This window comes from Neisseria mucosa (assembly GCF_003044445.1).
Lineage (GTDB): Bacteria > Pseudomonadota > Gammaproteobacteria > Burkholderiales > Neisseriaceae > Neisseria > Neisseria mucosa_A.
Map to the genome: position 1 here is coordinate 123,606 of NZ_POWX01000003.1, position 22,592 is coordinate 146,197.

The 22,592-nt window shown below is 52.3% G+C and carries 21 protein-coding genes; 8 read left to right on the forward strand and 13 right to left on the reverse strand.

All coding sequences use genetic code 11. From position 1 onward, the window contains the following. Positions 1–172: 172 nt before the first annotated feature. From DBY90_RS02835 to DBY90_RS02850, 4 genes are all read right to left on the reverse strand, one after another. Entirely contained in the window at positions 173–1,468 is a 1,296-nt protein-coding gene (locus DBY90_RS02835; protein ID WP_003742362.1) for an NAD(P)/FAD-dependent oxidoreductase, read from the reverse strand. Between the two features lie 130 nt (positions 1,469–1,598). Continuing rightward, on the reverse strand, positions 1,599–2,486 hold the full coding sequence (locus DBY90_RS02840; RefSeq protein ID WP_003742363.1) for an ABC transporter permease subunit: 888 nt from the start codon (positions 2,484–2,486) through the stop codon (positions 1,599–1,601). After that, entirely contained in the window at positions 2,486–3,451 is a 966-nt protein-coding gene (locus DBY90_RS02845; RefSeq protein WP_070492563.1) for an ABC transporter permease subunit, read from the reverse strand. The genes DBY90_RS02840 and DBY90_RS02845 overlap by 1 nt, the downstream gene beginning before the upstream one ends. Positions 3,452–3,466: 15 nt before the next feature. Further along, a complete protein-coding gene (locus DBY90_RS02850) occupies positions 3,467–4,591 on the reverse strand; it encodes an ABC transporter ATP-binding protein (protein ID WP_029609631.1) in 1,125 nt (374 codons plus the stop codon). 539 nt (positions 4,592–5,130) lie between these two features. Here DBY90_RS02850 and radC point away from each other — a divergent pair. After that, positions 5,131–5,811: a RadC family protein gene (radC, locus tag DBY90_RS02855; protein ID WP_060975691.1), complete on the forward strand. Its 681-nt coding sequence runs from the start codon at positions 5,131–5,133 to the stop codon at positions 5,809–5,811. A gap of 184 nt (positions 5,812–5,995) precedes the next feature. On the opposite strand, the gene DBY90_RS02860 is transcribed toward radC, so the two are convergent. Beyond that, positions 5,996–6,499: a DUF1841 family protein gene (locus DBY90_RS02860; RefSeq protein WP_070492562.1), complete on the reverse strand. Its 504-nt coding sequence runs from the start codon at positions 6,497–6,499 to the stop codon at positions 5,996–5,998. Positions 6,500–6,626: 127 nt separating this feature from the next. Between DBY90_RS02860 and DBY90_RS02865 the strand changes: the two genes are divergently transcribed. After that, entirely contained in the window at positions 6,627–7,226 is a 600-nt protein-coding gene (locus tag DBY90_RS02865; protein WP_039408008.1) for an MlaC/ttg2D family ABC transporter substrate-binding protein, read from the forward strand. A 60-nt stretch (positions 7,227–7,286) separates the two neighbouring features. On the opposite strand, the gene DBY90_RS02870 is transcribed toward DBY90_RS02865, so the two are convergent. After that, positions 7,287–7,946, reverse strand: a complete 660-nt coding sequence (locus tag DBY90_RS02870; protein ID WP_070492561.1) for a cytochrome b/b6 domain-containing protein — start codon at positions 7,944–7,946, stop codon at positions 7,287–7,289. Positions 7,947–8,074: 128 nt separating this feature from the next. Here DBY90_RS02870 and DBY90_RS02875 point away from each other — a divergent pair, with 128 nt between their 5' ends. After that, positions 8,075–8,974 carry an NAD(P)H-hydrate dehydratase gene (locus tag DBY90_RS02875; RefSeq protein ID WP_107986510.1) on the forward strand — a complete coding sequence of 300 codons (900 nt, stop codon included), beginning with the start codon at positions 8,075–8,077 and terminating at the stop codon, positions 8,972–8,974. A 335-nt stretch (positions 8,975–9,309) separates the two neighbouring features. Then, entirely contained in the window at positions 9,310–10,836 is a 1,527-nt protein-coding gene (locus DBY90_RS02880) for an ABC transporter permease (protein ID WP_070492592.1), read from the forward strand. 52 nt (positions 10,837–10,888) lie between these two features. Here the strand turns inward: DBY90_RS02880 and DBY90_RS02885 are convergent, their stop codons facing one another. Beyond that, positions 10,889–11,602 carry an O-methyltransferase gene (locus DBY90_RS02885; RefSeq protein WP_107986512.1) on the reverse strand — a complete coding sequence of 238 codons (714 nt, stop codon included), beginning with the start codon at positions 11,600–11,602 and terminating at the stop codon, positions 10,889–10,891. A gap of 134 nt (positions 11,603–11,736) precedes the next feature. Here DBY90_RS02885 and mpl point away from each other — a divergent pair, with 134 nt between their 5' ends. Beyond that, on the forward strand, positions 11,737–13,113 hold the full coding sequence (gene mpl / locus DBY90_RS02890; RefSeq protein WP_107986528.1) for a UDP-N-acetylmuramate:L-alanyl-gamma-D-glutamyl-meso-diaminopimelate ligase: 1,377 nt from the start codon (positions 11,737–11,739) through the stop codon (positions 13,111–13,113). A gap of 252 nt (positions 13,114–13,365) precedes the next feature. Here mpl and DBY90_RS02895 read toward each other — a convergent pair whose 3' ends face one another. Together DBY90_RS02895 and DBY90_RS02900 are read right to left on the reverse strand one after the other, a co-directional pair. Continuing rightward, positions 13,366–14,331, reverse strand: coding sequence for an IS30 family transposase (locus DBY90_RS02895; protein WP_107986514.1), 966 nt, complete (start codon positions 14,329–14,331; stop codon positions 13,366–13,368). 320 nt (positions 14,332–14,651) lie between these two features. Next, positions 14,652–14,996 carry a cupin domain-containing protein gene (locus tag DBY90_RS02900; protein ID WP_060975129.1) on the reverse strand — a complete coding sequence of 115 codons (345 nt, stop codon included), beginning with the start codon at positions 14,994–14,996 and terminating at the stop codon, positions 14,652–14,654. Between the two features lie 117 nt (positions 14,997–15,113). Between DBY90_RS02900 and DBY90_RS02905 the strand changes: the two genes are divergently transcribed. Next, positions 15,114–16,079 (forward strand): IS30 family transposase, encoded by a 966-nt coding sequence (locus tag DBY90_RS02905; protein WP_080614262.1) that lies wholly within the window; start codon positions 15,114–15,116, stop codon positions 16,077–16,079. 54 nt (positions 16,080–16,133) lie between these two features. Here the strand turns inward: DBY90_RS02905 and DBY90_RS02910 are convergent, their stop codons facing one another. The 3 genes from DBY90_RS02910 to DBY90_RS02920 form a co-directional block, all read right to left on the reverse strand. Further along, the gene (locus DBY90_RS02910) at positions 16,134–16,262 is read right to left on the reverse strand and encodes a FeoB-associated Cys-rich membrane protein (protein WP_003683546.1); all 129 of its coding nucleotides are present in this window, start codon (positions 16,260–16,262) and stop codon (positions 16,134–16,136) included. Continuing rightward, positions 16,262–18,124: a ferrous iron transporter B gene (gene feoB, locus DBY90_RS02915; protein WP_070491815.1), complete on the reverse strand. Its 1,863-nt coding sequence runs from the start codon at positions 18,122–18,124 to the stop codon at positions 16,262–16,264. The genes DBY90_RS02910 and feoB overlap by 1 nt, the downstream gene beginning before the upstream one ends. Before the next feature lie 177 nt (positions 18,125–18,301). Then, the gene (locus tag DBY90_RS02920) at positions 18,302–18,568 is read right to left on the reverse strand and encodes a FeoA family protein (RefSeq protein ID WP_003742387.1); all 267 of its coding nucleotides are present in this window, start codon (positions 18,566–18,568) and stop codon (positions 18,302–18,304) included. A gap of 317 nt (positions 18,569–18,885) precedes the next feature. Between DBY90_RS02920 and DBY90_RS02930 the strand changes: the two genes are divergently transcribed. Next, complete coding sequence (locus tag DBY90_RS02930) at positions 18,886–19,533, forward strand: NAD(P)H-hydrate epimerase (protein WP_083286705.1); 648 nt, start codon at positions 18,886–18,888, stop codon at positions 19,531–19,533. Positions 19,534–19,738: 205 nt separating this feature from the next. Here the strand turns inward: DBY90_RS02930 and DBY90_RS02935 are convergent, their stop codons facing one another. Beyond that, positions 19,739–21,211 carry a choline/carnitine O-acyltransferase gene (locus DBY90_RS02935; protein WP_267894277.1) on the reverse strand — a complete coding sequence of 491 codons (1,473 nt, stop codon included), beginning with the start codon at positions 21,209–21,211 and terminating at the stop codon, positions 19,739–19,741. A 329-nt stretch (positions 21,212–21,540) separates the two neighbouring features. Between DBY90_RS02935 and DBY90_RS02940 the strand changes: the two genes are divergently transcribed. Beyond that, positions 21,541–22,584, forward strand: a complete 1,044-nt coding sequence (locus DBY90_RS02940; RefSeq protein ID WP_070491845.1) for a sulfate ABC transporter substrate-binding protein — start codon at positions 21,541–21,543, stop codon at positions 22,582–22,584. The last annotated feature ends 8 nt before the right edge of the window (positions 22,585–22,592 follow it).

Genomic DNA, 22,592 nt, shown 5'->3' on the forward strand with positions numbered 1-22,592 from the left:
CTTGGGACGCAAATGGAGAGGGTGGGAATCTGGATTTATTGAGCGTTCGTTGTGAGTTTGATGCGATAGCAGTTCGATTGAAAGCCTTCTATTCAATATCGAAAAGGTCGTCTGAAACCTGAATCGGGTTTCAGACGACCTTTGGTTTATATGTTTGAGCTTAACCGAATGCTTAACGGCTGTCTTTCCATTGGTAATATTTCGAGCCGAGGAAGGAGCCGAGTTTGCGCAGGAGGGGCTGGGTGATGATGCTGGGGTGTTTGAGTTTTTCAAACGGTTTCAGACGACCATCGTCGCCCATGATGGCTTCTGCGATGGCAAGACCTGCTATGCCGGTAATTGCCATGCCGTGTCCGGAATAGCCTTGTGCATAGTAGATATTGGGGGCGAGTCTGCCGAAGTGGGGCGCGAGGTTGGCGGTGATGTCGCATTCGCCGCCCCATGAGTGTTCGATTTTGACATCGGCAAGCTGCGGGAAGACTTTGAGCATGTCTTGGCGGACAAGCTCGGTCATGCGTTCAGGGTCGTCAATGAACTCGTTGTCTTTACCGCCGAAGAGCAGGCGGCCGTCCGCGCTGAGGCGGTAGTAGTCGAGGACGTGGCGGTTGTCGCAGACAGCCATGTTGTTGCGGATGAGGTCTTGTGCGCGTTCGCCCAGCGGCTCGGTGGCGATGATGAAGGTACTGATGGCGATGGCTTTTTTTTCTAGTGTTTTGAATTTGTTATGTAAACCGGCGTAGGTGTTGACGGCATACACGAGATTTTGGCATTCGATGCTGCCGTCCGGGGTATGGACCAGCCAGCTGCCTTGATAGGGCTCGATACGGGTCATCGGGGACTGCTCGAAAATTTGCGCGCCGGCTTCAACGGCGGCGCTGGCGATGCCCAGGGTGTAGTTGAGCGGATGGAGGTGACCGGAATTGGGGTCGAATTGCGCACCTAAGTACATATCGCTGTTCAGCTGTTGTTTGAGCGTGTCTTTATCCCAAAGTTCGTAATGGGTGGCGTTGTAATGTTTTTGGGCGTGTTCGTGCCATTGTCGCAATTCTTTCCAGTGCTGTTTGCGGATGGCGACGGTGGCGTAGCCGCGCTGCCAGTCGCAGTCGATATGGTGTTTTCTGACGCGTTCGTCAACGAGTTCGACGGCTTGCAGGGATTGCTGCCAAAACCAGCGGGCTTGTTCCAAACCGACTTGTTTTTCGATTTCTTCCATACCGCAGGCGTAATCGCTGATGACTTGCCCGCCGCTGCGCCCTGATGCGCCGAAGCCGACGCGTGCGGCTTCGAGTACGATCACTTCGTGTCCGTTTTCGGCAAGGGGGAGGGCGGTGCAAAGTCCTGTCAATCCTCCGCCGATGACGCAGGTCTCGGTTTTCAGACGACCTTCAAGCTTGGGATAAGCGGAGTGGGGATTGATAGTGCTGAAATAATAGGAGGGAAGGTATTCTTTCAAATTGGGATGAATCATGGGGTAATGCTTTGTGTGGTTTCAGACGACCTTTGGAGGGTGGTTGAGGGTCGTCTGAAAAGTTGTCAAACGGGTTGTGTGAAGAAAACAGGCTGACCTTGCATTGATGCGGTCAGCCTGTCTGATTGGGTTAATTCGCTTTTTCGGCGGCGAGCTTTTCCTGACGGTAGGCTTCGGCGGCTTCTCGATCGCGTTTGGTTGCTTGGCGCATCATCCAGTAATTGATGACGATAACCAGTGTACCGATGATGCCGATCAGGATGGTTGCCAATACGTTCATTTGCGGGTCGAGACCCAGCTTGATTTTGGAGAAAATCACCTGCGGCAATGTGGAAGAACCGGGGCCGGACAGGAATGAGGTAATCACCAAATCATCCAGTGACAGGGTAATGCCGAGCAGGAAGCCTGAAGCGATGGCAGGGGCAATCAAGGGCAGGGTGATGACGAAAAAGATTTTCAGCGGACGCGCACCCAAGTCCATGGCTGCCTCTTCGAGAGATTGGTCAAGCTCCACCAGACGCGAACGGATAACGACGGTAATGTATGCCATACAAAGCGTCGTATGTCCGAGGAAAATGGTGAAGAAACCGCGGTCGAAGTAAAGACCTTGAAGCAATTCGCTGCCTTGCAGGAACATCTGCACCTGAATAATCAGGAGCAACATGGACAGACCGGTAATCACGTCAGGCATAACCATAGGCGCAGAAATCATACCGGCGAACAAGGTGCTGCCGCGGAAGCGTTTGATGCGCGCCATCGCGTAGCCTGCCAACGTACCTAAAACAACGGCAGCAAGCGAGGAAACGGCGGCAATGCGCAGCGACAGCCAAGCCGCTTCCAAGATGGTGTCGTTTCCCAGCAATGCGCCGTACCACTTGGTTGAAAAGCCACCCCAAACAGTAACCAGCTTGGATTCGTTAAACGAATAGATGACCAAAACGACCAACGGAATATACAGAAACGCCAGCGACAGCATCAGCATCAGTTTCAGGAACCAAGATAATCGGGATTTTTGCATTATTTGGCTCCTTCTTCCAATTCGCGGTTTTCATAATGCTGGAACAGTGCAATCGGCACGACCAGCAGTGCGACCATGACGACGGCGACGGCGGAAGCCAACGGCCAGTTGTTTTGATCGAAGAATGCTTGCCACAAGACTTTACCGATCATTAGGTTTTCCGAACCGCCGACCAGCTCGGGAATCACAAATTCACCGACTGCGGGAACGAAAACCAGCATAGAGCCTGCGATGATGCCGGTTTTGGACAAGGGCAGGGTAATGGTGAAGAACGATTTGACCGGTCCTGCACCCAAATCAGACGCGGCTTCGAGCAGGCGGTTGTCGAGTTTCACCAGTTGCGTGTAAAGCGGCAGAATCATAAACGGCAGATAGGCATAAACCATGACCAAGTTCAGCGAGAACGCGTTGTAAAACAGGTCTAAAGGTTCTTCGATAATCTGCATTTTAAGCAGGAAATTATTGATGATGCCGTTGTGTCCCAAAAGACCCATCCATGCGTAAACACGCAATAGGAAGGAAGTCCAGAAAGGCAGCATGATCGCAAGCAGCAGACCGTTGCGCATGGCTGGATTGGCGCGCGAAATCGCATAAGCGGTCGGATAACCAATCAGCAGACAAATGATGGTCGTCGTCAGCGCGGTCTTAATGGAAGACCAGTAGGTCATCAGATAGATATTGCTGTTTTCGCTGTCGCCGAACGGATTCAGGGTATTCCAAAAATTCTGGAAAATATCGGCATAGTTTTGATAACTGATGGCGATGTTCAGACGACCTAAATCTTCATCAACGCTGGTCAGCGGCGTAAACGGCGGAATGGCGATTTCTTGTTCGGCAAAGCTGATTTTCAGCACGATGGCGAACGGAATCAGAAACAGCACCAAAAGCCAAATATACGGCACGGCGATGACCGCGCGCTGACCCGGGCGGCGGAACAGTTTTTTTTTCAGTTTTTTAAGGTTCATCTCATTCCCCTTAAATTAACGGAACAACGGAGTCGGTTGGTTTTCCGGCCAGCTGATATAGACGGTTTCGTCCCAAGTCGGCGGCGTGATGTTGCGCACGTACCAATAAGGTGCAGGAACTTGGCTTTTGACAACGCGGCCGTTGGCGAGTTTGATGTGGTAAATCGCGAAGCTGCCCAAGTAGGCGATTTCTTCAACCGTACCTTTTGCCCAGTTGAAGCTGCCTAAGTGGTCGGGTTTTTCTTTGTACAAATCAATGTCTTCGGGACGGATGCTGACCCAAATGTCTTGTTCGCTCGGACCGCCCAAACCGTGGTCGATGCGGACGTGGTTTTCCAAGCCTTCGCATTCGATGACGGCATAATCGGCATGGTCTTCAATCACAACGCCGCTGAAAATATTGGTTTCGCCGATAAATTCAGCAGTAAAGCGGCTGTTTGGATAGTCGTACACATCGCTAGGCGTACCGACTTGTTGCAACTGACCGTCGGACATAATGGCGATGCGGGTCGCCATCGTCATCGCTTCTTCTTGGTCGTGCGTGACCATGATGCAGGTTACGCCGACTTGTTCCAGCGTATTGACCAATTCGAGCTGGGTTTGTTGGCGCAGTTTTTTGTCCAACGCGCCGAGAGGTTCGTCAAGCAGCAGGATTTTCGGACGTTTTGCCAAGCTGCGTGCCAAAGCGATACGCTGTTGCTGACCGCCGGATAATTGATGCGGTTTGCGCTTGGCGTATTTGGTCATCTGAACCAGACGCAGCATTTCTTCCACGCGCGCAGCAATTTCATCTTTGGGCATTTTGTCTTGTTTCAGACCGAAGGCAATGTTCTGCTCCACAGTCATGTGCGGGAACAGGGCATAGCTTTGAAACATCATATTGATGGGGCGCTCGTAGGGGGCAAGTTTGGTAATGTCTTGACCGTCCAGAATGATTTTGCCCTGATTAGGGCTTTCCATGCCCGCCAGCATACGCAGCAGCGTGGATTTGCCGCTGCCGGAGCTGCCCAAAAGGGCAAAGATTTCATGTTGATAAATATCTAAGTCGATGTTATCGACAGCGTAATTGTCACCAAACTTTTTCACCAAGCCTTGGATTTTAAGATAAGGTTTGGCTGAAGACGCAGTGGTTGCGGTCATAATGGCAATACTCCAATAAAAATGACGAGTACCGGCAAAACGGATTTTCGAAAGGGTGATAAAAAGCTGTTTGATTGCTGGCGGGAGTCGCAACGTCGAAACGTCGTCTGAAACTCTTGTGAAGCGCACGGGCAGCATGGATGGGAAACGGCTGGAAATCCAAGGATAAACCGCCTCCGCCGAACTCGCTATTATATTAGCCTATGGCACGCAGGGGCAATACGAAATTGCCCGAAGGGGCTGATTTCCCGCGGATTTGATTTAAACAGGACATTTTGAAACCTGTCAGATTGAATCTGCGGTCAATCCATACGGGTGAATAAGGAAAGGCAATCGCTTTCACAAGCGAAGTTGAGCGCGTTGTTTTTATGCAATTAATTTATATGAATATTATGCTTATATTTTAAATATTCATTCAAAATATAATAAAATATGAAATATTTACATTAATTGCTTGATAAGCATTTCGTTGCAGCAAGTGCAATAACAAGCAGATTTTCAAACAAATTTTTTCGTGAATGTTCACGCAAGGGGTAAACATGAGTATCAAACAATGGCCTGAAGGCGAGCGGCCGCGCGAGAAATTGTTGGCACATGGCGCAGGCGCGTTGAGCGATGCTGAGTTGCTGGCGATTTTGCTGCGGGTAGGTACGCGCGGGATGAGCGCGGTGGATTTGGCGCGTTATCTGCTGAACGAGTTTGGCAGCTTGGGCAAGCTGATGAGCGCCGACGCTAAAACGCTTTCCGCATACAAGGGTATGGGTTTGGCGAGTTTTACCCAATTTGCTGTCGTCAAAGAAATCGGCAGGCGGATTTTGGGCGAGGATTTACAGGAAAATATCACGCTTTCCAGCCCGAAAGCCGTTGCCGATTATCTGCGCCTGCATTTGGGGCACGAAAAGATAGAAGTCAGCACCGCGCTTTTGCTCAACCGCCAAAACAGGCTGATTGCCATGCGCGAACTCTCGCGCGGAACGGTGGCGGAAAATACCGTTTATATCAGGGAAATCGTCAAGCTCGCATTGGACGAATACGCCGACAGCCTGATTATCGCGCACAATCATCCCGGCGGTTCGGCAACGCCTTCGCAATCGGACATCGCGTTTACAGGTCGTCTGAAACAGGCTTTGGCATTGGTTGATGTCTCGCTTTTAGACCATTTTATTGTTACGGCGACAGAAGCCTGCTCGATGCGGGAACAGGGGTATATGGAAGGGTAAAGTGATATTGCCGGGCGGGGTAAAGGTTAAGATAAGGTCGTCTGAAAACGGATTTCAGACGACCTCTTTACTGATTTTAGTGTGATAGATATGTAAGGTAGCCGATATTTTGAACTAAACGGGCATGAAGGGTCGTCTGAAAACTCTTTTCTATAAACTGGAAACTAGGTGAGACTAGATGAACTCAAGCCCTTTCGCTGATGATGCCGGACACGCCGACTTCGTGCGGATTGATGCGGGCGGTTTCTTCCTGCCCCAGTCCGACCAGTTTGCGCAGCCGAGTCATATAGGCATTGACATCCAAGCCGCGTCCGTAGCGTTGCGCTTCCCATATGGTTTCTGCCAGCGCATCCATCATATCGTGTTCGGCACGTACCCAATCGCCGCCATAGCGCACGCAGAGTTGTCCGTGTATGGCGCGGATGCCGGGCGGCTGGTCGATGGCTGCTTGTTCTTGCAGGGAGAGATGCAGCGACATATGCAGGAAGGGATTGGTTTCTCCTTCTTCGGGCGTCCAGGTTTTGTCCAGATAGTCTTCGATATTTTCGAGATAGTAGGTGTATTCGGGATGGGCTTCGATAATCCGCAGGGCTTTTTGTTGCAGGCCGTCCAGTTGCAGGGGGGTGAGGCGTTGTTGCCAGACATGGGCGAAAAATCGGCGGACATCGTGTGTGTTGACATCGTACATGGCGGGAATTTCAGAAATTCGGATAGGGCGATTATATAGTTATCTTTCCTGCTTTTACATTTGATTAACGGTTTATGCCTCAGGGCGTTTTAAAATGCAGCTTTGCTTCTTATCTTATGGAGTAACGATGAACCCTTATTTGTCCGCTTTTGTATTATCTGTCCCGATGGTGGTTGCCGCGCCTTATGTGGCGGCTGAAACACACCCCGCACAGGCTCAGATGCAGCAGAATATAGATGCAGTTTTGAAAATCGCGCGCAACGGCTCTTTGAGCGAGGCGCAAAAGGTCAAGCAGATCGAGCAGTATGCAGACCGTTATTTGGATTACGAACGCATTTCCGCTTTGGCGGTCGGCGCGCCTTGGCGTGAATTCTCCGCCACTCAGAAAACGGAATTTATCCGCGCTTTTAAAGACATGATTATAGCCATGTATTCGCATTCCGCCTTAATCGGCGCGGCGGATGCGCAGGTAAGGCTGTTGCCGAAAATGACGGTCAACGGCAATAAGTTCGACGTATTTTCTGAACTGCACACCAAAAAAGGGACGAAATACGAAGTAGCCTACCAGCTTTATAAGGTCGGCCCTGTCTATAAAATCTACAACATCCGCGTGGACGGAACGAGCCTGGTAACGGTTTACCGCAACCAGTTCGGCGAACTTATCAAGCAAAAAGGCATAGACGGCACCATTGCGACCGTCAAAGCCAAAGGGCTGAAAAAGCAATAAATCCAATGACAAAAGGTCGTCTGAAAGTTTCAGACGACCTTTTTCTATTTGTTTAAATTGTTATTTCAACATCAAAATCGCAGCCACCGCCACAGCCGCCACTGCCAATGCGGCAATCAGTTTGGCGGCGGAAGCAAATTTCAAGGCAACGGTTTGCCCCTCGATATACTTGTAGCCGCTGATCATCGGGCGGATCAAATCTTTTTTCTTCAAAAACTTATACGCCAAGACCGTAACGATGTGTAAGCCTGCCAATGCCGCCAGCAGGTTGAAGAAATTGACGTGGATTTTGCGCATCAGGCTGCCCGTGTCCGAGCTGACCAGATGGTTCAGATAGCCGCTGTCGGTAAACGTGTTTTCATCGGCGGCAAACAAGCCCGTCGTCGCTTGCAGCAAAACCGCCGCAATCAGCGCGATGACCATCAGTGCGCCCAAAGGGTTGTGTCCGGGCTGTTCGTTTTCCGTCAGGCTGCCTTGCAGGTAGCGGCGGATGGACGACGGGCTGCGCACGAATTGCGAAAACCGCGCCGTATCGCTGCCCCACAAGCCCCAACACAGGCGGAAGACAATCAGCCCCGCCACCAGCAGCCCGCAGCGCAAGTGCCAAACCAGCATCCCGCCGCCTGCCTGCGCGCTGTACCACATAAATCCGACCGACAAGACCAAGAGCCAGTGAAACAGGCGCGTTGGCAAATCCCAGACTTTGACTTTTTGTTTCATTAAATATTCCTTGTTGTGCGGTTGTAGTGTTCCTATACGGGGCGGTAGAATCGTGAAAACAACAGTCGATAAAAGACATCCTCTTTTCGCCACGCATCCGCTATTTTATCCCAAACTCAGGCAGATTGATGATGAACCCGTCCTATAAGCTCCCCGATACGCCCGATTTTTTTCAGACGACCTCGCAATTTCCCGACGTATTCGCCCCACGCCAAGCGGAATCGCACAAAGGGACATACGGCACGCTCGCCGTCGTCGGCGGCGCATCGGGCATGAGCGGAGCCGTTGTCCTCGCTTCCACCGCCGCGATTTATCAAGGCAGTGGCAAAGTGTGGGCGGGCTTCAATCAAACCGCCTTACCCTTTGCCGTCATCCCCGAACGCCCCGAAATCATGCTGGCGACTGCCGAAGACCTGCTGAAACGCAAGGACATCAGCGCATGGACGGTCGGCTGCGGCATGGGTTTGGACGAAACCGCCAACCGAATCTTAAATACCGTGTTGACGCACAATCAAGATGCACCGTTGTTGCTTGATGCCGACGCACTGACTTTGCTAGCAAGGTCTAACCCCGAAACCCGCGAAGCAGCACAAAAGCGCGGTAATCTGGTTCTGACCCCGCATCCCGCCGAAGCCGCCCGCCTGCTCGGTACATCCACCCAAGCCGTTCAGCAAAATAGAATGTCCGCCGTCCAAACCATCAGCGCAACATTCCAAGCCGTAACCGTCCTAAAAGGACACCGCACACTGGTCGCCGCGCCCGACGGCACGGTCTATACCAACCCAAGCGGCAACGCCGGACTTGCCACCGCAGGCAGCGGCGACGTTTTAAGCGGCATCATCGGCAGCCTGCTCGCTCAAGGCATCCCGCCGTTCCAAGCCGCCTGCGCCGGCGTATGGCTGCACGGCGCGGCAGCGGATGTCATCAAACATTCATCGGGCGTAGAAACCGGTATGCTCGCAGGCGAAATCGCCCCTGCCGCCAGATGGTTGAGGAATCGGCTCGTGACGGATAAAACAAAAAATTGAGCAGGAAGGAGGTCGTCTGAAAACAATTTGTCGCACTTGGTTTCAGACGACGTTTAAAATATGCGGGTTCGGGACAAGTCAAGCCGCAGCGCAGGCTTTGCCCGCGAGCCTGCCGATTGGATTCCAAGTCGGACAATTAACAGGGTCGTTTTTCCGCGGGCAAAGCCCACGCTACATTCTGTGTGTTTTCATACGACGTATTGCACTCCGGCCTTCTGAGGGATTTTTTGGGTTATATACCCGATACAAGTGCATTTTTCTAATCGGATGTTGTTTCCGTTTTTCAGACGATGTCCGATATTTTTAAATTTTTTTATCGGGCTGAACATCAAACCATGTCTTCCATCCGCTCTTTCAGTTCCATTTTACTGCTCGCGCTGCTGCCTTTGGGCTTCCTTATCGTGATGGTCGTCGCACCTTTGGTTGCGCTGGCTTTTTATGACGGGAGTGCATGGGGCGGGGTGTTGCGCGATGATTATATGCAGCACCTTATCTTATGGACGGTGTTTCAGGCTTTGGCAACCTGCGTGCTAGCGGGGATTTTGGGCGTGCCTGCGGCGTGGGTGTTGGCGCGTTTGGATTTTCGGGGACGCGCTTTGGTGTTGAGGCTGTTGATGCTGCCTTTCGTGATGCCGACTTTGGTAGCGGGTATGGGCGTGTTGGCTTTGTTCGGCACAAACGGTGCCGTTTGGGCGGGCTGGCAGGATACGCCGTACCTGTTGATTTACGGCAATGTGTTTTTCAACCTGCCGGTTTTGGTGCGCGCGGCGTATCAGGGATTTTTGCAGGTTCCCGAGGCGCGCCTGCAAACGGCGCAGGCTTTGGGGGCGGGGGCTTGGCAGCGGTTTTTAAGGGTGGAATGGCCGGTATTGCGCCCGTGGTTGGCGGGCGGTTTGTGTTTGGTTTTCCTGTATTGTTTTTCGGGGTTCGGACTGGCTTTGCTGTTGGGCGGCGACCGCTATGCGACGGTGGAAGTAGAGATTTACCGGCTGATTGCGTATGAATTGGATATGGCGCAGGCTTCCGTCTTGGTATGGCTGGTGTTGGGGATTACCGCAGCGGCGGGGTTGCTGTATGCGCGGTTGAGCCGTCGGACGGATGCGGACAAGGCACACGCCGCACCGCGTCCGCGCAAGCCCGCAACAGCGGCGGAACGGCTGATGGTCGCGGCGGTATTGTCGGTGTTGTGTGTGTGCTGCCTGATGCCCCTGCTTGCGGTTGTCCGGCAGGCTGTCCTTGCCGGAGGGTCTTGGCGGGTATTGCTCGAGGGCGAAACGCTGGCGGCGCTTTGGAACACCGTTCGTTTTTCGGCAGCGGCGGTCGCTGCCGCTGCGGTATTGGGCGTGTCGTATGCCTGCTTGGCAAGGCGCGCGGCGTGGGTGAGGGGGGCGGTATTTTTGCCGTTTATGGTGTCGCCGGTCTGTGTGGCGTTCGGCGTGCTGCTGCTGTATCCGCAATGGACGGCATCGCTGCCGCTTTTGATTGCCGCTTATGCGCTGTTGGCGTATCCGTTTGTTGCCAAAGATGTTTTGGCGGCGTGGGATGCGTTGCCGCAAGGCTATGGCGAGGCGGCGAGGACTATGGGGGCAAACCGTTTTCAGACGACCTTTTACATCACCGCCCCATTGCTGAAACCCGCTTTCAGGCGCGGGCTGACTTTGGCGGCGGCAACCTGCGTCGGCGAGTTTGCGGCAACGCTGTTTTTGGCGCGCCCTGAATGGCAAACGCTGACCACCCTGATTTACGCCTATCTGGGCAGGGCGGGGGCGGACAATTATTCGAGGGCGATGGTGTTGACGGCGGTATTGATGCTGTTTGCGACGATGGTGTTTTTGCTGCTGGACGGAAAGGACGAGGACTGAATCATATTGAAGGTCATCTGAAAAGGCGGTTTCATCTTGGTGAAACCGGTTTTCAGACGACCTTTTCGGTGTGGTTGCCTGTTTTGACCGTATATTCCAGCGCTTTATAAGGTTTTAATGTGCTTGAAATATAACCGTTTTCAGGGCGGCGGACGTAATCGAGATAATCCTGCATGGCAGGTGAGAAGCCTTCCACATCGTCCACGGCGATGACCGCGCGGTCGGCAAGATTCGGTTCCAGCAGCTTGAATACGGGGAATACCAAATCCGGCCAGCCGTCGAGTAAGACGAAATCGGGGCGGATGGCTAAGTCTTTTAAGGTTTCCAGCGCATCGCCTTCGCGAAGCTCGATATAGTCTGCCAAACCGGCTTCTTGAAAATGTTTTCTCGCCGCTGCGGCTTTGTGCGGCAGATATTCGCAAGTGATGACGCGCCCTCCGTTGACTCTGGCGGCTGCGGCAAGATACAGCGTCGAAATGCCGTAGGAAGTCCCAAATTCGACAATGTTTTTTGCTCCCGATGCCAAAGCCTGAATATACAAAAACTTGCCTTGTTGCGGTGCGATGGGGATGTATTTGTCTTCGTAAAAACTTTCGTTTTCCCCCGTCCAATCCAGCCCTTTGCCCAAGAGCTTGAAAATCTTGGGCAGAAAATGAAAAAACATCTGCCTGTTTTGCTTTAAGGCTTGGGTGTAGAGCCGCAGCAAAACGGATTCGGCTTGAGGCGCTTGCAGAAAAGCGAACATTTGGGGTGTCAGCTTGGGCATGGGCTTTCTCCTGTTCAGTTCAAATCTTCTATATTGTCCATCTTGCCACAGCTTCGCTTTTCAGACGACCCCACTATCCAAACTCCGTTATAATGGCGGCTTTCCCATTATTTCATTCAAAAGACGGTTTTATCATGAAACACATCCACATTATCGGTATCGGCGGCACGTTTATGGGCGGGGTGGCCGCCATTGCCAAAGAAGCGGGGTTTAAAGTCAGCGGTTGCGACGCGAAGATGTATCCGCCGATGAGCACCCAGCTCGAAGCCTTGGGCATAGACGTACACGAAGGCTTCGATGCCGCGCAGTTGGACGAATTTAAAGCCGACGTTTACGTTATCGGCAATGTCGCCAAGCGCGGGATGGATGTGATTGAAGCGATTTTGAACCGCGGCCTACCTTATATTTCCGGTCCGCAATGGCTGTCGGAAAACGTGCTGCACCATCATTGGGTGCTCGGCGTGGCGGGGACGCACGGCAAAACGACCACCGCTTCCATGCTCGCATGGGTTTTGGAATACGCCGGACTCGCGCCGGGCTTCCTCATCGGCGGCGTACCGGAAAACTTCAGCGTTTCCGCCCGCCTGCCGCAAACGCCGCGCCAAGATCCGAACAGCAAATCGCCGTTTTTCGTCATCGAAGCGGACGAATACGACACTGCCTTTTTCGACAAACGCTCCAAATTCGTACATTACCGTCCGCGTACCGCCGTGTTGAACAATCTGGAATTCGACCACGCCGACATCTTCGCCGACTTAGGCGCGATACAGACCCAGTTCCACCACCTCGTGCGCACCGTGCCATCTGAAGGCCTCATCGTCTGCAACGGACAGCAGCAAAGCCTGCAAGATACTTTGGACAAAGGCTGCTGGACGCCGGTGGAAAAATTCGGCACCGAACACGGCTGGCAGGTCGGCGAAGTCAATACCGACGGCTCGTTCGACGTGTTGCTTGACGGCAAAAAAGCCGGACACGTCGCATGGGATTTGATGGGCGGACACAACCGCATGAACGCGCTTGCCGTCATCGCCGCGGCACGTCATGCCGGAGTCGATATTCAGACTGCCTGCGAAGCCTTGAGCGCGTTTAAAAACGTCAAACGCCGCATGGAAATCAAAGGCACGGTGAACGGTATCACCGTTTACGACGACTTCGCCCACCACCCGACCGCCATCGAAACTACCATCGAAGGCCTGCGCCAGCGCGTCGGAAACGCCCGCATCCTTGCCGTCCTTGAGCCGCGTTCCAACACCATGAAACTCGGCACCATGAAAGCCGCCCTGCCCGAAAGCCTCAAAGGTGCCGACCAAGTATTCTGCTACGCCGGCGGCGTGGACTGGGACGTCGCCGAAGCCCTCGCGCCTTTGGGCGGAAAGCTGCACGTCGGACAAGACTTTGATGCCTTCGTTGCCGAAATCGTGAAAAATGCCGAAGCAGGCGACCATATTTTGGTGATGAGCAACGGCGGTTTCGGCGGGATACACGGGAAGCTGCTGGAAGCCTTGAAATAAGGTCGGTTGAAAGTTTGGAATGATTGAGGTCGTCTGAAAACCGGAGTTTGGTTTTCAGACGACCTTTTTGTGGTGAAGGAATGGGATGGGGCAGACCCGATATAGTGGATTAACTTTAAACCAGTACGGCGTTGCCTCGCCTTGCCGTACTATCTGTACTGTCTGCGGCTTCGTCGCCTTGTCCTGATTTAAATTTAATCCACTATAAAGTTCGCTTTTAAGGTTCCTTGGATTCGGATTTCAAGTGCAACACTAGGGTACCAGTGGTTGGAACAGATTTAAGAATAAAACACTTGGCGTTTCGTAGCCAAGTATTTTTCTTGGCCGGTGGTTTAACTCATCTTGAACCCTGCGTATCTCCCGATTGCTGATGTTTCGGAAATCGGTTTGTTTTGGGAAATATTGTCGGATGAGTCCGTTGGTGTTCTCATTCAGCCCTTTCTCCCAAGAATGGTAAGGGCGGCAAAAATAGGTTTTCGCCTTTAATGCTTTGGCTATTTTGGTGTGTTGGTAGAACTCTTTGCCGTTATCCATGGTGATGGTGTGGACTCTGGCTTTATGTACCTTTAATACCCTAATGGCCGTCCGGGCAGTGTCTTCGGCTTTTAAGTTCTTTAATTTGCAGATGATGGTGTAGCGGGTAACGCGTTCGACCAAGGTCAATAACGCGCTTTTCTGATTTTTGCCGACGATGGTGTCGGCCTCCCAATCGCCGATGCGGGTTTTCCGGTCGACGATGGCGGGTCGGTTTTCTATGCCGACGCGGTCGGGCACTTTGCCTCTGGTCCACGTGCTGCCGTAGCGTTTGCGGTAGGGTTTGCTGCATATTCTGAGATGTTGCCACAAAGTGCCGCCGTTGCTTTTGTCTTGGCGAAGGTAGCGGTAAACGGTGCTGTGATGGAGTGTGATCCCGTGGTGTTTATGCAGGTAGGCACATACTTGTTCGGGACTGAGTTTGCGGCGGATAAGGGTGTCGATGTGTTGAATCAGCTGCGAATCGAGTTTATAGGGTTTTCGCCGGTGCTGTTTGGTCAGCCGGCTTTGCCGTTGGGCTTTATCGGCGCTGTATTGCTGTCCTTGGATGCAGTGCCGCTTGATTTCGCGGCTGATGGTGCTTTTGTGGCGGTTAAGTTGTTTGGCGATTTCGGCGATGGTGCAGTGGCGGGACAGGTATTGGATATGGTATCGTTCGTCTTGGGTCAGTTGTGTGTAGCTCATGGCAATCTTTCTTGCAGGAAAGGCCGTATGCTACCGCATACTGGCCTTTTTCTGTTATGGAAAGTTGCACTTCAAATGCGAATCCGCTCCCTTTTAGACGGCAGTCTGTCAGTTGTTGAGCCTGCTCCCTTTGATGGAGTTTTCAAATTTTCCTGTCCGCCTTCCAAGGCCGAACCCCATCACTTTGCCCGTTTCCTTGTCGATAAGGATGAGAAAATGGCGGCACAGTTTGATGGGGTTTTCATTTTTGGTATATTGAAATTTTTATGGTTGATCTGTTTTCAGACGGCCTCCGATAGATTGGTGCCTTCTGAAAAAGGTTATACCTGTTCAAATCCTGCTTTCGGGCTGATAACCGAAATCAAAATGCAGTCTTCTTTGCCGTTGTTGCGCGCACCGTGGATTTGGTGGTTGCCGACTATCACGCTCTCACCTGCGCGGATGATGCGGCCGCTTTGTGCGTCGTCCACCAGCTCGGCTTCGCCCTGCAATACAATCCAGATGTCCGCACCGCGCAGATGGCGGTGGGCGGGCAGCATAGTTTGTGGCGGAATCTGCCAAAGCACCATGTTGTCATGCTTGTCTTGATGCAGCACGGTGCGCACGGCTTCGGTGGGGTTTTGTTGTAAAAAATCGGTGAAACGGATAATTTGCGGGATTTTCATGCCATTACTCCTTGCGTGGTTCGAATCATAAAAAACTGCACCCTAACTGCCCAGAGTGCGTATTTGGCCTTTAGGGTGCAGTTCAATCTTGCGGCCTTTCCTGCAAGAAAGATTGCCATGAGCTACACACAACTGACCCAAGACGAACGATACCATATCCAATACCTGTCCCGCCACTGCACCATCGCCGAAATCGCCAAACAGCTCAACCGCCACAAAAGCACCATCAGCCGCGAAATCAAGCGGCACTGCATCCAAGGACAGCAATACAGCGCCGAAAAAGCACAGAAGCAAAGCCGGCTGACCAAACAGCACCGGCGAAAACCCTATAAACTCGATTCGCAGCTGGTTCAACACATCGACACCCTTATCCGCCGCAAACTCAGTCCCGAACAAGTATGCGCCTACCTGCATAAACACCACGGGATCACACTCCATCACAGCACCGTTTACCGCTACCTTCGCCAAGACAAAAGCAACGGCGGCACTTTGTGGCAACATCTCAGAATATGCAGCAAACCCTACCGCAAACGCTACGGCAGCACATGGACCAGAGGCAAAGTGCCCGACCGCGTCGGCATAGAAAACCGACCTGCTATCGTCGACCAGAAAACCCGCATCGGCGATTGGGAGGCCGACACCATCGTCGGCAAAAATCAGAAAAGCGCGTTATTGACCTTGGTCGAACGCACTACCCGCTACACCATCATCTGCAAATTGGATAACTTAAAGGCCGAAGACACTGCCCGGGCGGCCATTAGGGTATTAAAGGCATATAAAGCCAGAGTCCACACCATTACCATGGATAACGGCAAAGAGTTCTACCAACACACCAAAATAGCCAAAGCATTGAAGGCGGAAACCTATTTTTGCCGCCCTTACCATTCGTGGGAAAAAGGGCTGAATGAAAACACCAACGGACTCATCCGACAATCTTTCCCCAAACAAACCGATTTCCGAAATATCAGCGATCGGGAGATACGCAGGGTTCAAGATGAGTTAAACCACCGGCCAAGAAAAACACTTGGCTACGAAACGCCAAGTGTTTTATTCTTAAATCTGTTCCAACCACTGGTACCCTAGTGTTGCACTTGAAATCCGAATCCAAGGACCTTTCTGCTTCCTAGCTATCCATACTCAGCCGCAACCGCCGCATTTGCCGCAGCCGCTGCTGCAATCGCGTTTTTTCGGTTTGAATACGAATTTTCGCAAGAGGAAGAATACGCAGGCGAGCATAATCAAGCCGACGATAATATATTGAGTCATCACATTATCCTTGAAGTAATTTGGTAAACCACAAATGCGGCAAAGTAAGCCATCAGGAACAGATAGCCGGTAATCATCACCATATTTTTTGTGGATTTGGTTTCACGTTTAATCACAGCCAATGTCGCGGCGCACATGGGGGCATACACATACCAAGCCAAGAAGGCAAAGGCGGTTGGCAAACCCCAGTTGTTGTGTACGATCGGAATCAGCGCGTTTTGTACGGCGTCTTCAGACGACGCGCTGACGGCATAGACCGTACCCAGTGCGGCAACAACGACTTCACGCGCGGCAATGCCTGGAATCATGGCGATACACATTTCCCAAGTGAAGCCCAGCGGGGCGAACAATGGTTGGATAGCGTGGCCGAGCATACCCGCCAAGCTGTAGTCGATTGCCGCGCCTGTTGCACCTGCGGGCGGTTGCGGCCAGCTTACCAAGCCCCACAAAACTACGGCAAGGGCGAAGATAATCGTACCGGCGCGTTTGAGGAAGGCTTTTACCCTGTCCCACAGGCTGGTCATGATGTGTTTGAAGTTGGGCGTGCGGAAAGTCGGCAGCTCCATTAAGAGCGGGAATTGCTGCACGTTGCCTTTCATACGTGCCAAGCGTTTCATGATATACGCTGCCAAGGCGGCAGACAGAATGCCTGCGAGATAGAGGATAAACAGTGTCAGCCCTTGCAGGTTGAAAATCCCGCCTACCGTGCGATTAGGAATGACGGCGGCGATAATCAGCGCGTACACGGGCAGCCGCGCAGAGCAGGTCAGCAGCGGGGCGACGGCGATGGTAACGAGGCGTTCGCGCGGGTCATTAATCGTACGCGCCGACATCACGGCAGGAACGGCGCAGGCGAAACTCGACAGGAGCGGGATGAACGAGCGTCCAGACAGACCGCTTTTTGCCATGAGGTTGTCCAACAAGAACGCCGCGCGCGGCAGGTAGCCTGAGTCTTCTAAAAGCAGGATGAAGGCGAACAGAATCGTAATCTGCGGCAGGAACACCAACACGCTGCCCATACCGGCAATGACGCCGTTGACGAGCAAGTCGCTGAGGATGCCCGGCTCCATGTTGGCGCCTATCCATTCGCCCAGCGCGGTAAAGCCGCCTTCGATGGCGTCCATAATCGGCGCCGCCCATGTGTAAACCGCTTGGAACACCATAAACAGGATGACCAGCAGCATAATTATGCCCCAGACGGGGTGCAGCACGATGTCGTCGAGTTTTTTGTGCCATGCGGGCAGCGTCATCTGGGTGCGTACCACTTGTGCCAAAATCGATTCGACTTCTTGATAAAGTTTGTCGCTCTCCAGCGCCTCGAGCGTGCGTTCGGCAGAAGCGGGGTTGGCGGGGAAAGAGCGTTTGCGCGGCAGCTTCGCCACGGCTTCGCGTACCGCCTGTACGCCCGACGCGCTCACTGCAACTGTTTCCAAAACAGGTGCATCCAACAACTCGCTCAGTTTGGCGGCGTCGATATTCAAGCCCCTTCTGCGGGCAACGTCGCTCATGTTCAGCGACACCACCATAGGCAGTCCCAGCGTTTTCAGTTCCAAAATCATGCGCAGGGTCATACGCAGGTTGGTCGCATCGGCAACGGCAATAATGGCATCGGGCGGAATGCCCAGTTTGCCCACGACCACATCTTTTGCCACCGCTTCGTCGGGGCTGGTCGTGCGCAGGCTGTATGTGCCCGGCAGGTCGATAATGCGGACGGCCGCGTCGTCGAGGAAAGCACCCTCGCGCTTATCGACCGTTACGCCCGGATAATTGGCAACCTTGGCATGTGCGCCGGTCAAACCGTTGAATAAAACGGTTTTGCCGCAGTTTGGCGCACCAATCAAGGCAAAATAGCTTAGTTCCATGAATTGAACTCTCCTTTTTTGATTGTGTGATAAGTGTGGAGTTGGATTGGGGGAAAGGCTTTGAAATAGCGTTTCCAGACGACCTAAGCTCGTCTGAAAAGGATAGGGTGGTCAGATTTAACCTGCCTTTGCCGCACATTTCCAGAATATGAAGCCTGCCTGCGCGTACGGCGTAAGTCAGCCGTCAATCACATGGCACATAATCTTTCCTGCTTCTTCCTGCCGCAACGAGAATTGCGACTGGTTGCCCAAACGCACGGCAAACGGACCGCGTCCAAATCCGCCGACGGCAATCACCTGCAACGGCATTCCGCTTGAAAAGCCCAAGTCAGCAAGGCGACGTGTAACCAGCGGGTCGAGTTCGCCGAAAGTCGAATTGGGGACGATGGAGTCGATGTGCGCGACTGCGCCTTTACTGAGTTTTGACAAAGGTATGGCAGACATAGTGTGTTTTACTTTCGTTGTCGATTGAAAAAAGAGACGGCAAGTAAAGACGAATCAGACACAGGGTAGGCAGAGGCATATCCCAACGCCCGTCCCCGCAAAAGAAGTAGTTTTGATTGTTTATCACTTTGTTTTATTATGATAATAAATCTTGTTAACATAAAAATCAAATACAAAGCGACCAAGTTCCTTATTTTCAGACGACATATTGCGACAAATCAAAGAAAGCGAATGATTCGTTGTGAAAGTCGGGAAGGGCTATTGATAAGGTTTGCATTTGGATGTTTGATAGGCAGTAAAGAGAAAAGGAGCGAATGATGAAAATCTACACCGCCGCAGAAATGCGCGAACACGAGCAAATGGCAGTCGATAAAGGCACGACTTTCGAGCAACTGATGGAAAACGCGGGACAAGCCGCCGCTGCGGATTTGCTGCGCCGTTTCCCCAAAGCAGGACGCGCGTTAATCGTTTGCGGCAAGGGCAACAACGGCGGCGACGGTTTGGTCATCGCGCGCGTGTTGTCGGAACATGATTGGCAGGTAGATGTCGTCTTCGTCTTGGGAGACAAATTGTCGCCGCTGGCGCAGTTGAACCGCGAGCGTTTGAATCATTTAGACGGCGTCAGCTTTATCCGCCCCGACGAACTGGAAGGTCGTACCACAGGCAGGCTTCGTACTCTGAAAACAGGTTACGGCCTCGTTATCGAAGGAATTTTCGGAACTGGCTTCAGCGGCGCATTGCCCGAAACGGCCGCCGCCGTCTGCTGCCTGCTGAACCAAGCCGACGGCTTCAAAATCGCGCTGGACATTCCGACCGGACTGAACTGCGATACAGGCGAAGCAGATCAAAACACCTTCCGCGCAGACCTGACCTACACCTTCGCCGCCTACAAACCCGCGCACATGACTGAAGCAGGCAAAGCATATTGCGGAGAGACCGTGTGTTTGGATATTGGGATAGAGTAGCCCTCTATTGGGTGGTTTAGATAAAAACGTCGTCTGAAAATACGGCTTTAGCAAAATTTGCTGTGCCTGTTTTCAGACGACGTTGTTTTTGAGATTGGGCACGGCGGGTACGGTCGCATCCTTCTTTGCGCCCATGCCTGCCGGAAATCGTGTTTTGACTGGAAACCTGTCTGAAAAGAAAACGGACTTTCAGACAGAGATGCCGTCAAGCGTTGAGAAATTCGAGCAGATGTTGTCCTCCGACTTTCAGGGCTTTCAAAAATACGTTGACTTTCTGCTGTTGGTTTTTGGTGTGGCTTACCGTATAGAGCCAGCCTTCGGGCGTAATGGTGTAGTTGATGCCCAAGCCGCCAACAGAGGTGGGGGCAAAGGCAAAGTTTACTACCGTGCTGTTGTCGCCTACGGTTGAGGTGGAGAGGAAATCGGTGGTAAAGGTTTGGTAGCCTTCGTCTTTAAAAAATTCAGGAATTTCACTGTTTGCTTTGGCTGCCATCAGTTGCAGGCCAAGCAGGTGGCGGTTGGTGCCTTGTCCGAGTTTGCTGGCTTTGATGCGGGCTTTGTGTTCGGCAAGCGCGGCATCCAGTGCTTCGCGGGAGGGTTTTTCTTGCAATAAGGTGCTGACGAAGGCGAGCGATTCGTTGGAAACAGGGCGCACGCATTCGGTACGGCCGTTTTTGAAGTGGCTCACGTCAACGGCTTCGTATGTGTTGCGGACGCTGCCGTAGGTGGTGAGTTGGGCGTATTGCAGGAGGAACTGCATCAACGCGTCTTGGCTCACGCCTTTGGGAATGGTTAAGCCGTTGAACGGGATGGTAACGCTGGTTACATGCATCTGGTCAGCCTGTTTGGCATAGTTTTGCTGCCATTGTGCCCAGTTTTTCAGCAAGTCGGCATCCAACTGCCATTTGTAGCGGTGGACGGCAGGGTGGGTTTTCTTGCCGCCGCGTGCAGCTAGTTTGGCTGCGGCAAGGGTAACGATGCCTTTAAGTGTGCCGCCGTCAGCCCAAGTGTGTTCGCAATGCAGATACAGGCGTTTGGTGCGGGTGTTGTAGCAATAGGTGGTGGGTTTGTAGCACCAAACGTTTTGCTTGGGTTGGAACGTGGTTTGCGCCAAATCGCTGTCAGCATCGAGGTCTTCGCTGCTGATGCTGATGTGAAACAGGTCTTGTTCGATGTGTTCCAACAGGCGGGTGTTGTCGTCATGTTGTTGCAAGGCTTGGTACACGCGGGCGGTTTCGTTGCCGCCCAAGTAGCAGGGTACGGCTACCGGATATTTGTTTTGATGGGTATCGGAAAGGATTTCTTCAAATGCCTGTCTGAACGCATCGGGATGGTAGGCTTCAAATTGTTCGTCGAGTGCGGCAATGCGGTAGTAGAAACCGTTGTGCAATACGCCGATATGGCGGCTGCCATTTGGGGAAAAGTGGAAGCCGTCGACTTCTTTTTGCGGCACGCGCGCGGCACCCTGCAAGATTTTCCATTGCTCCATGCATACGGGCGTACCTTGCGGGGTTTGCGGCACGGGAATGCGCTGATGGTGATAATCAGCGCACACCTCAGCCAATGCTGATGCCCACTCCGCCAAATCCTTACCTTGAGTTTGGATGTTGAAACCTACGTTGCTGGCTAAAGGCAGCGGATTGCGCACACGCAGATAGCTGTCGAGCCAGGCGGGGATGAATCATTAATATCTAGTATGTTTAACTTGTATTAATGTTCGGTCAGTTTCTTGCAACTATTTCTTAGATATTAAATGCCTATGTCGTGTTTAATGAATTTGCCATGCCGAAAAATAAAGTTCTGTAATATGGAAGAGTTCGATGCGTTCGGAAAGTTCATTGTTCGGTAAAACCTGCGTACGCTTTAAGTCCTTATGCAGATGAAATCAACAGGCATTGACCGGATTTTGGTACTTATAACCAAAACCGCTAAACCCGAAAGCAAACATTATTTCCGTCGTCTGAAACGTTGGTATAAAGTGTGCCCATCAAATATCTGGAGAATAAAATGACTGTCCGCGCAACCGCTCTATTCGCCGTCGCCGTTTTAGCGGCATGCTCGCCGCAATCCGAACAAAACACCGCTTCACCGTCTTCACCTGCGGCAGACGGCAAAGGTGTGAAACTATTGAATGTTTCCTATGATGTGGCTCGAGACTTTTATAAAGAATACAACCCATTGTTTGTCAAAGAATATCAAAGTAAACACAAGGGCGCAGACATAGACATCCAACAGTCGCACGGCGGTTCCAGCAAACAGGCATTGTCTGTCGCCAACGGCCTGGCAGCGGATGTCGTTACCATGAACCAGACTTCCGACATCGATTTGTTGGCTCAAAAAGGGCTGATTAAACCCGATTGGGCAAAACGTCTGCCGGACAATGCCGTTCCCTATACCAGCGTAACCGTTTTCCTTGTCCGCAAAGGCAATCCCAAACAAATCAAAGACTGGAACGACTTGGCGAAAGACGGTGTCAAAATCGTACTCGCCAACCCGAAAACTTCCGGTAATGGCCGCTATGCTTTCCTTGGCGCATACGCTTACGGTTTGAAAGCCAACAACGGCGATGAAGCCAAAGCGCAGGAATTTGCCGCTTCCGTCCTGAAAAACACGCCTGTGTTTGAAAACGGCGGACGTGCTGCCACGACAACGTTTAGTCAGCGCAATATCGGCGACGTTTTGGTTACCTTTGAAAACGAGGCGAATCACGTCAGCAAAAAACTGACCCAAGATCAGTTTGAAATCGTTTATCCGAGCTATACCATTCTGTCTGAAACCCCTGTTGCCGTTGTGGACAGCGTTGCCGACAAGAAAGGTACGCAGGAAGCCGCCAAAGAATATTTGGAATATCTATGGAGCAAACCCGCGCAGGAGCTTGCCGCCAAACTCTACCTTCGCCCGCGCAATGCCGAAGTCTTCGCCGCACACAAAGCAGATTTCCCCGAAATCGAAACCTTCAGTCCCAACGAAAAATTCGGTACATGGGATGAAATCATGAAGAAATTCTTCGCTGACGGCGGTTTAGTCGATAAACTGTCGCCCAAAAGATAAATTGGTAC

What these genes read in the sequence shown, in the direction of transcription:
- DBY90_RS02835 (WP_003742362.1), bottom strand. Translation starts at nt 1,468, where the DNA reads ATGATTCATCCCAATTTGAAAGAATACCTTCCCTCCTATTATTTCAGC.
- DBY90_RS02840 (WP_003742363.1), bottom strand. Translation starts at nt 2,486, where the DNA reads ATGCAAAAATCCCGATTATCTTGGTTCCTGAAACTGATGCTGATGCTG.
- DBY90_RS02845 (WP_070492563.1), bottom strand. Translation starts at nt 3,451, where the DNA reads ATGAACCTTAAAAAACTGAAAAAAAAACTGTTCCGCCGCCCGGGTCAG.
- DBY90_RS02850 (WP_029609631.1), bottom strand. Translation starts at nt 4,591, where the DNA reads ATGACCGCAACCACTGCGTCTTCAGCCAAACCTTATCTTAAAATCCAA.
- radC (WP_060975691.1), top strand. Translation starts at nt 5,131, where the DNA reads ATGAGTATCAAACAATGGCCTGAAGGCGAGCGGCCGCGCGAGAAATTG.
- DBY90_RS02860 (WP_070492562.1), bottom strand. Translation starts at nt 6,499, where the DNA reads ATGTACGATGTCAACACACACGATGTCCGCCGATTTTTCGCCCATGTC.
- DBY90_RS02865 (WP_039408008.1), top strand. Translation starts at nt 6,627, where the DNA reads ATGAACCCTTATTTGTCCGCTTTTGTATTATCTGTCCCGATGGTGGTT.
- DBY90_RS02870 (WP_070492561.1), bottom strand. Translation starts at nt 7,946, where the DNA reads ATGAAACAAAAAGTCAAAGTCTGGGATTTGCCAACGCGCCTGTTTCAC.
- DBY90_RS02875 (WP_107986510.1), top strand. Translation starts at nt 8,075, where the DNA reads ATGATGAACCCGTCCTATAAGCTCCCCGATACGCCCGATTTTTTTCAG.
- DBY90_RS02880 (WP_070492592.1), top strand. Translation starts at nt 9,310, where the DNA reads ATGTCTTCCATCCGCTCTTTCAGTTCCATTTTACTGCTCGCGCTGCTG.
- DBY90_RS02885 (WP_107986512.1), bottom strand. Translation starts at nt 11,602, where the DNA reads ATGCCCAAGCTGACACCCCAAATGTTCGCTTTTCTGCAAGCGCCTCAA.
- mpl (WP_107986528.1), top strand. Translation starts at nt 11,737, where the DNA reads ATGAAACACATCCACATTATCGGTATCGGCGGCACGTTTATGGGCGGG.
- DBY90_RS02895 (WP_107986514.1), bottom strand. Translation starts at nt 14,331, where the DNA reads ATGAGCTACACACAACTGACCCAAGACGAACGATACCATATCCAATAC.
- DBY90_RS02900 (WP_060975129.1), bottom strand. Translation starts at nt 14,996, where the DNA reads ATGAAAATCCCGCAAATTATCCGTTTCACCGATTTTTTACAACAAAAC.
- DBY90_RS02905 (WP_080614262.1), top strand. Translation starts at nt 15,114, where the DNA reads ATGAGCTACACACAACTGACCCAAGACGAACGATACCATATCCAATAC.
- DBY90_RS02910 (WP_003683546.1), bottom strand. Translation starts at nt 16,262, where the DNA reads ATGACTCAATATATTATCGTCGGCTTGATTATGCTCGCCTGCGTATTC.
- feoB (WP_070491815.1), bottom strand. Translation starts at nt 18,124, where the DNA reads ATGGAACTAAGCTATTTTGCCTTGATTGGTGCGCCAAACTGCGGCAAA.
- DBY90_RS02920 (WP_003742387.1), bottom strand. Translation starts at nt 18,568, where the DNA reads ATGTCTGCCATACCTTTGTCAAAACTCAGTAAAGGCGCAGTCGCGCAC.
- DBY90_RS02930 (WP_083286705.1), top strand. Translation starts at nt 18,886, where the DNA reads ATGAAAATCTACACCGCCGCAGAAATGCGCGAACACGAGCAAATGGCA.
- DBY90_RS02940 (WP_070491845.1), top strand. Translation starts at nt 21,541, where the DNA reads ATGACTGTCCGCGCAACCGCTCTATTCGCCGTCGCCGTTTTAGCGGCA.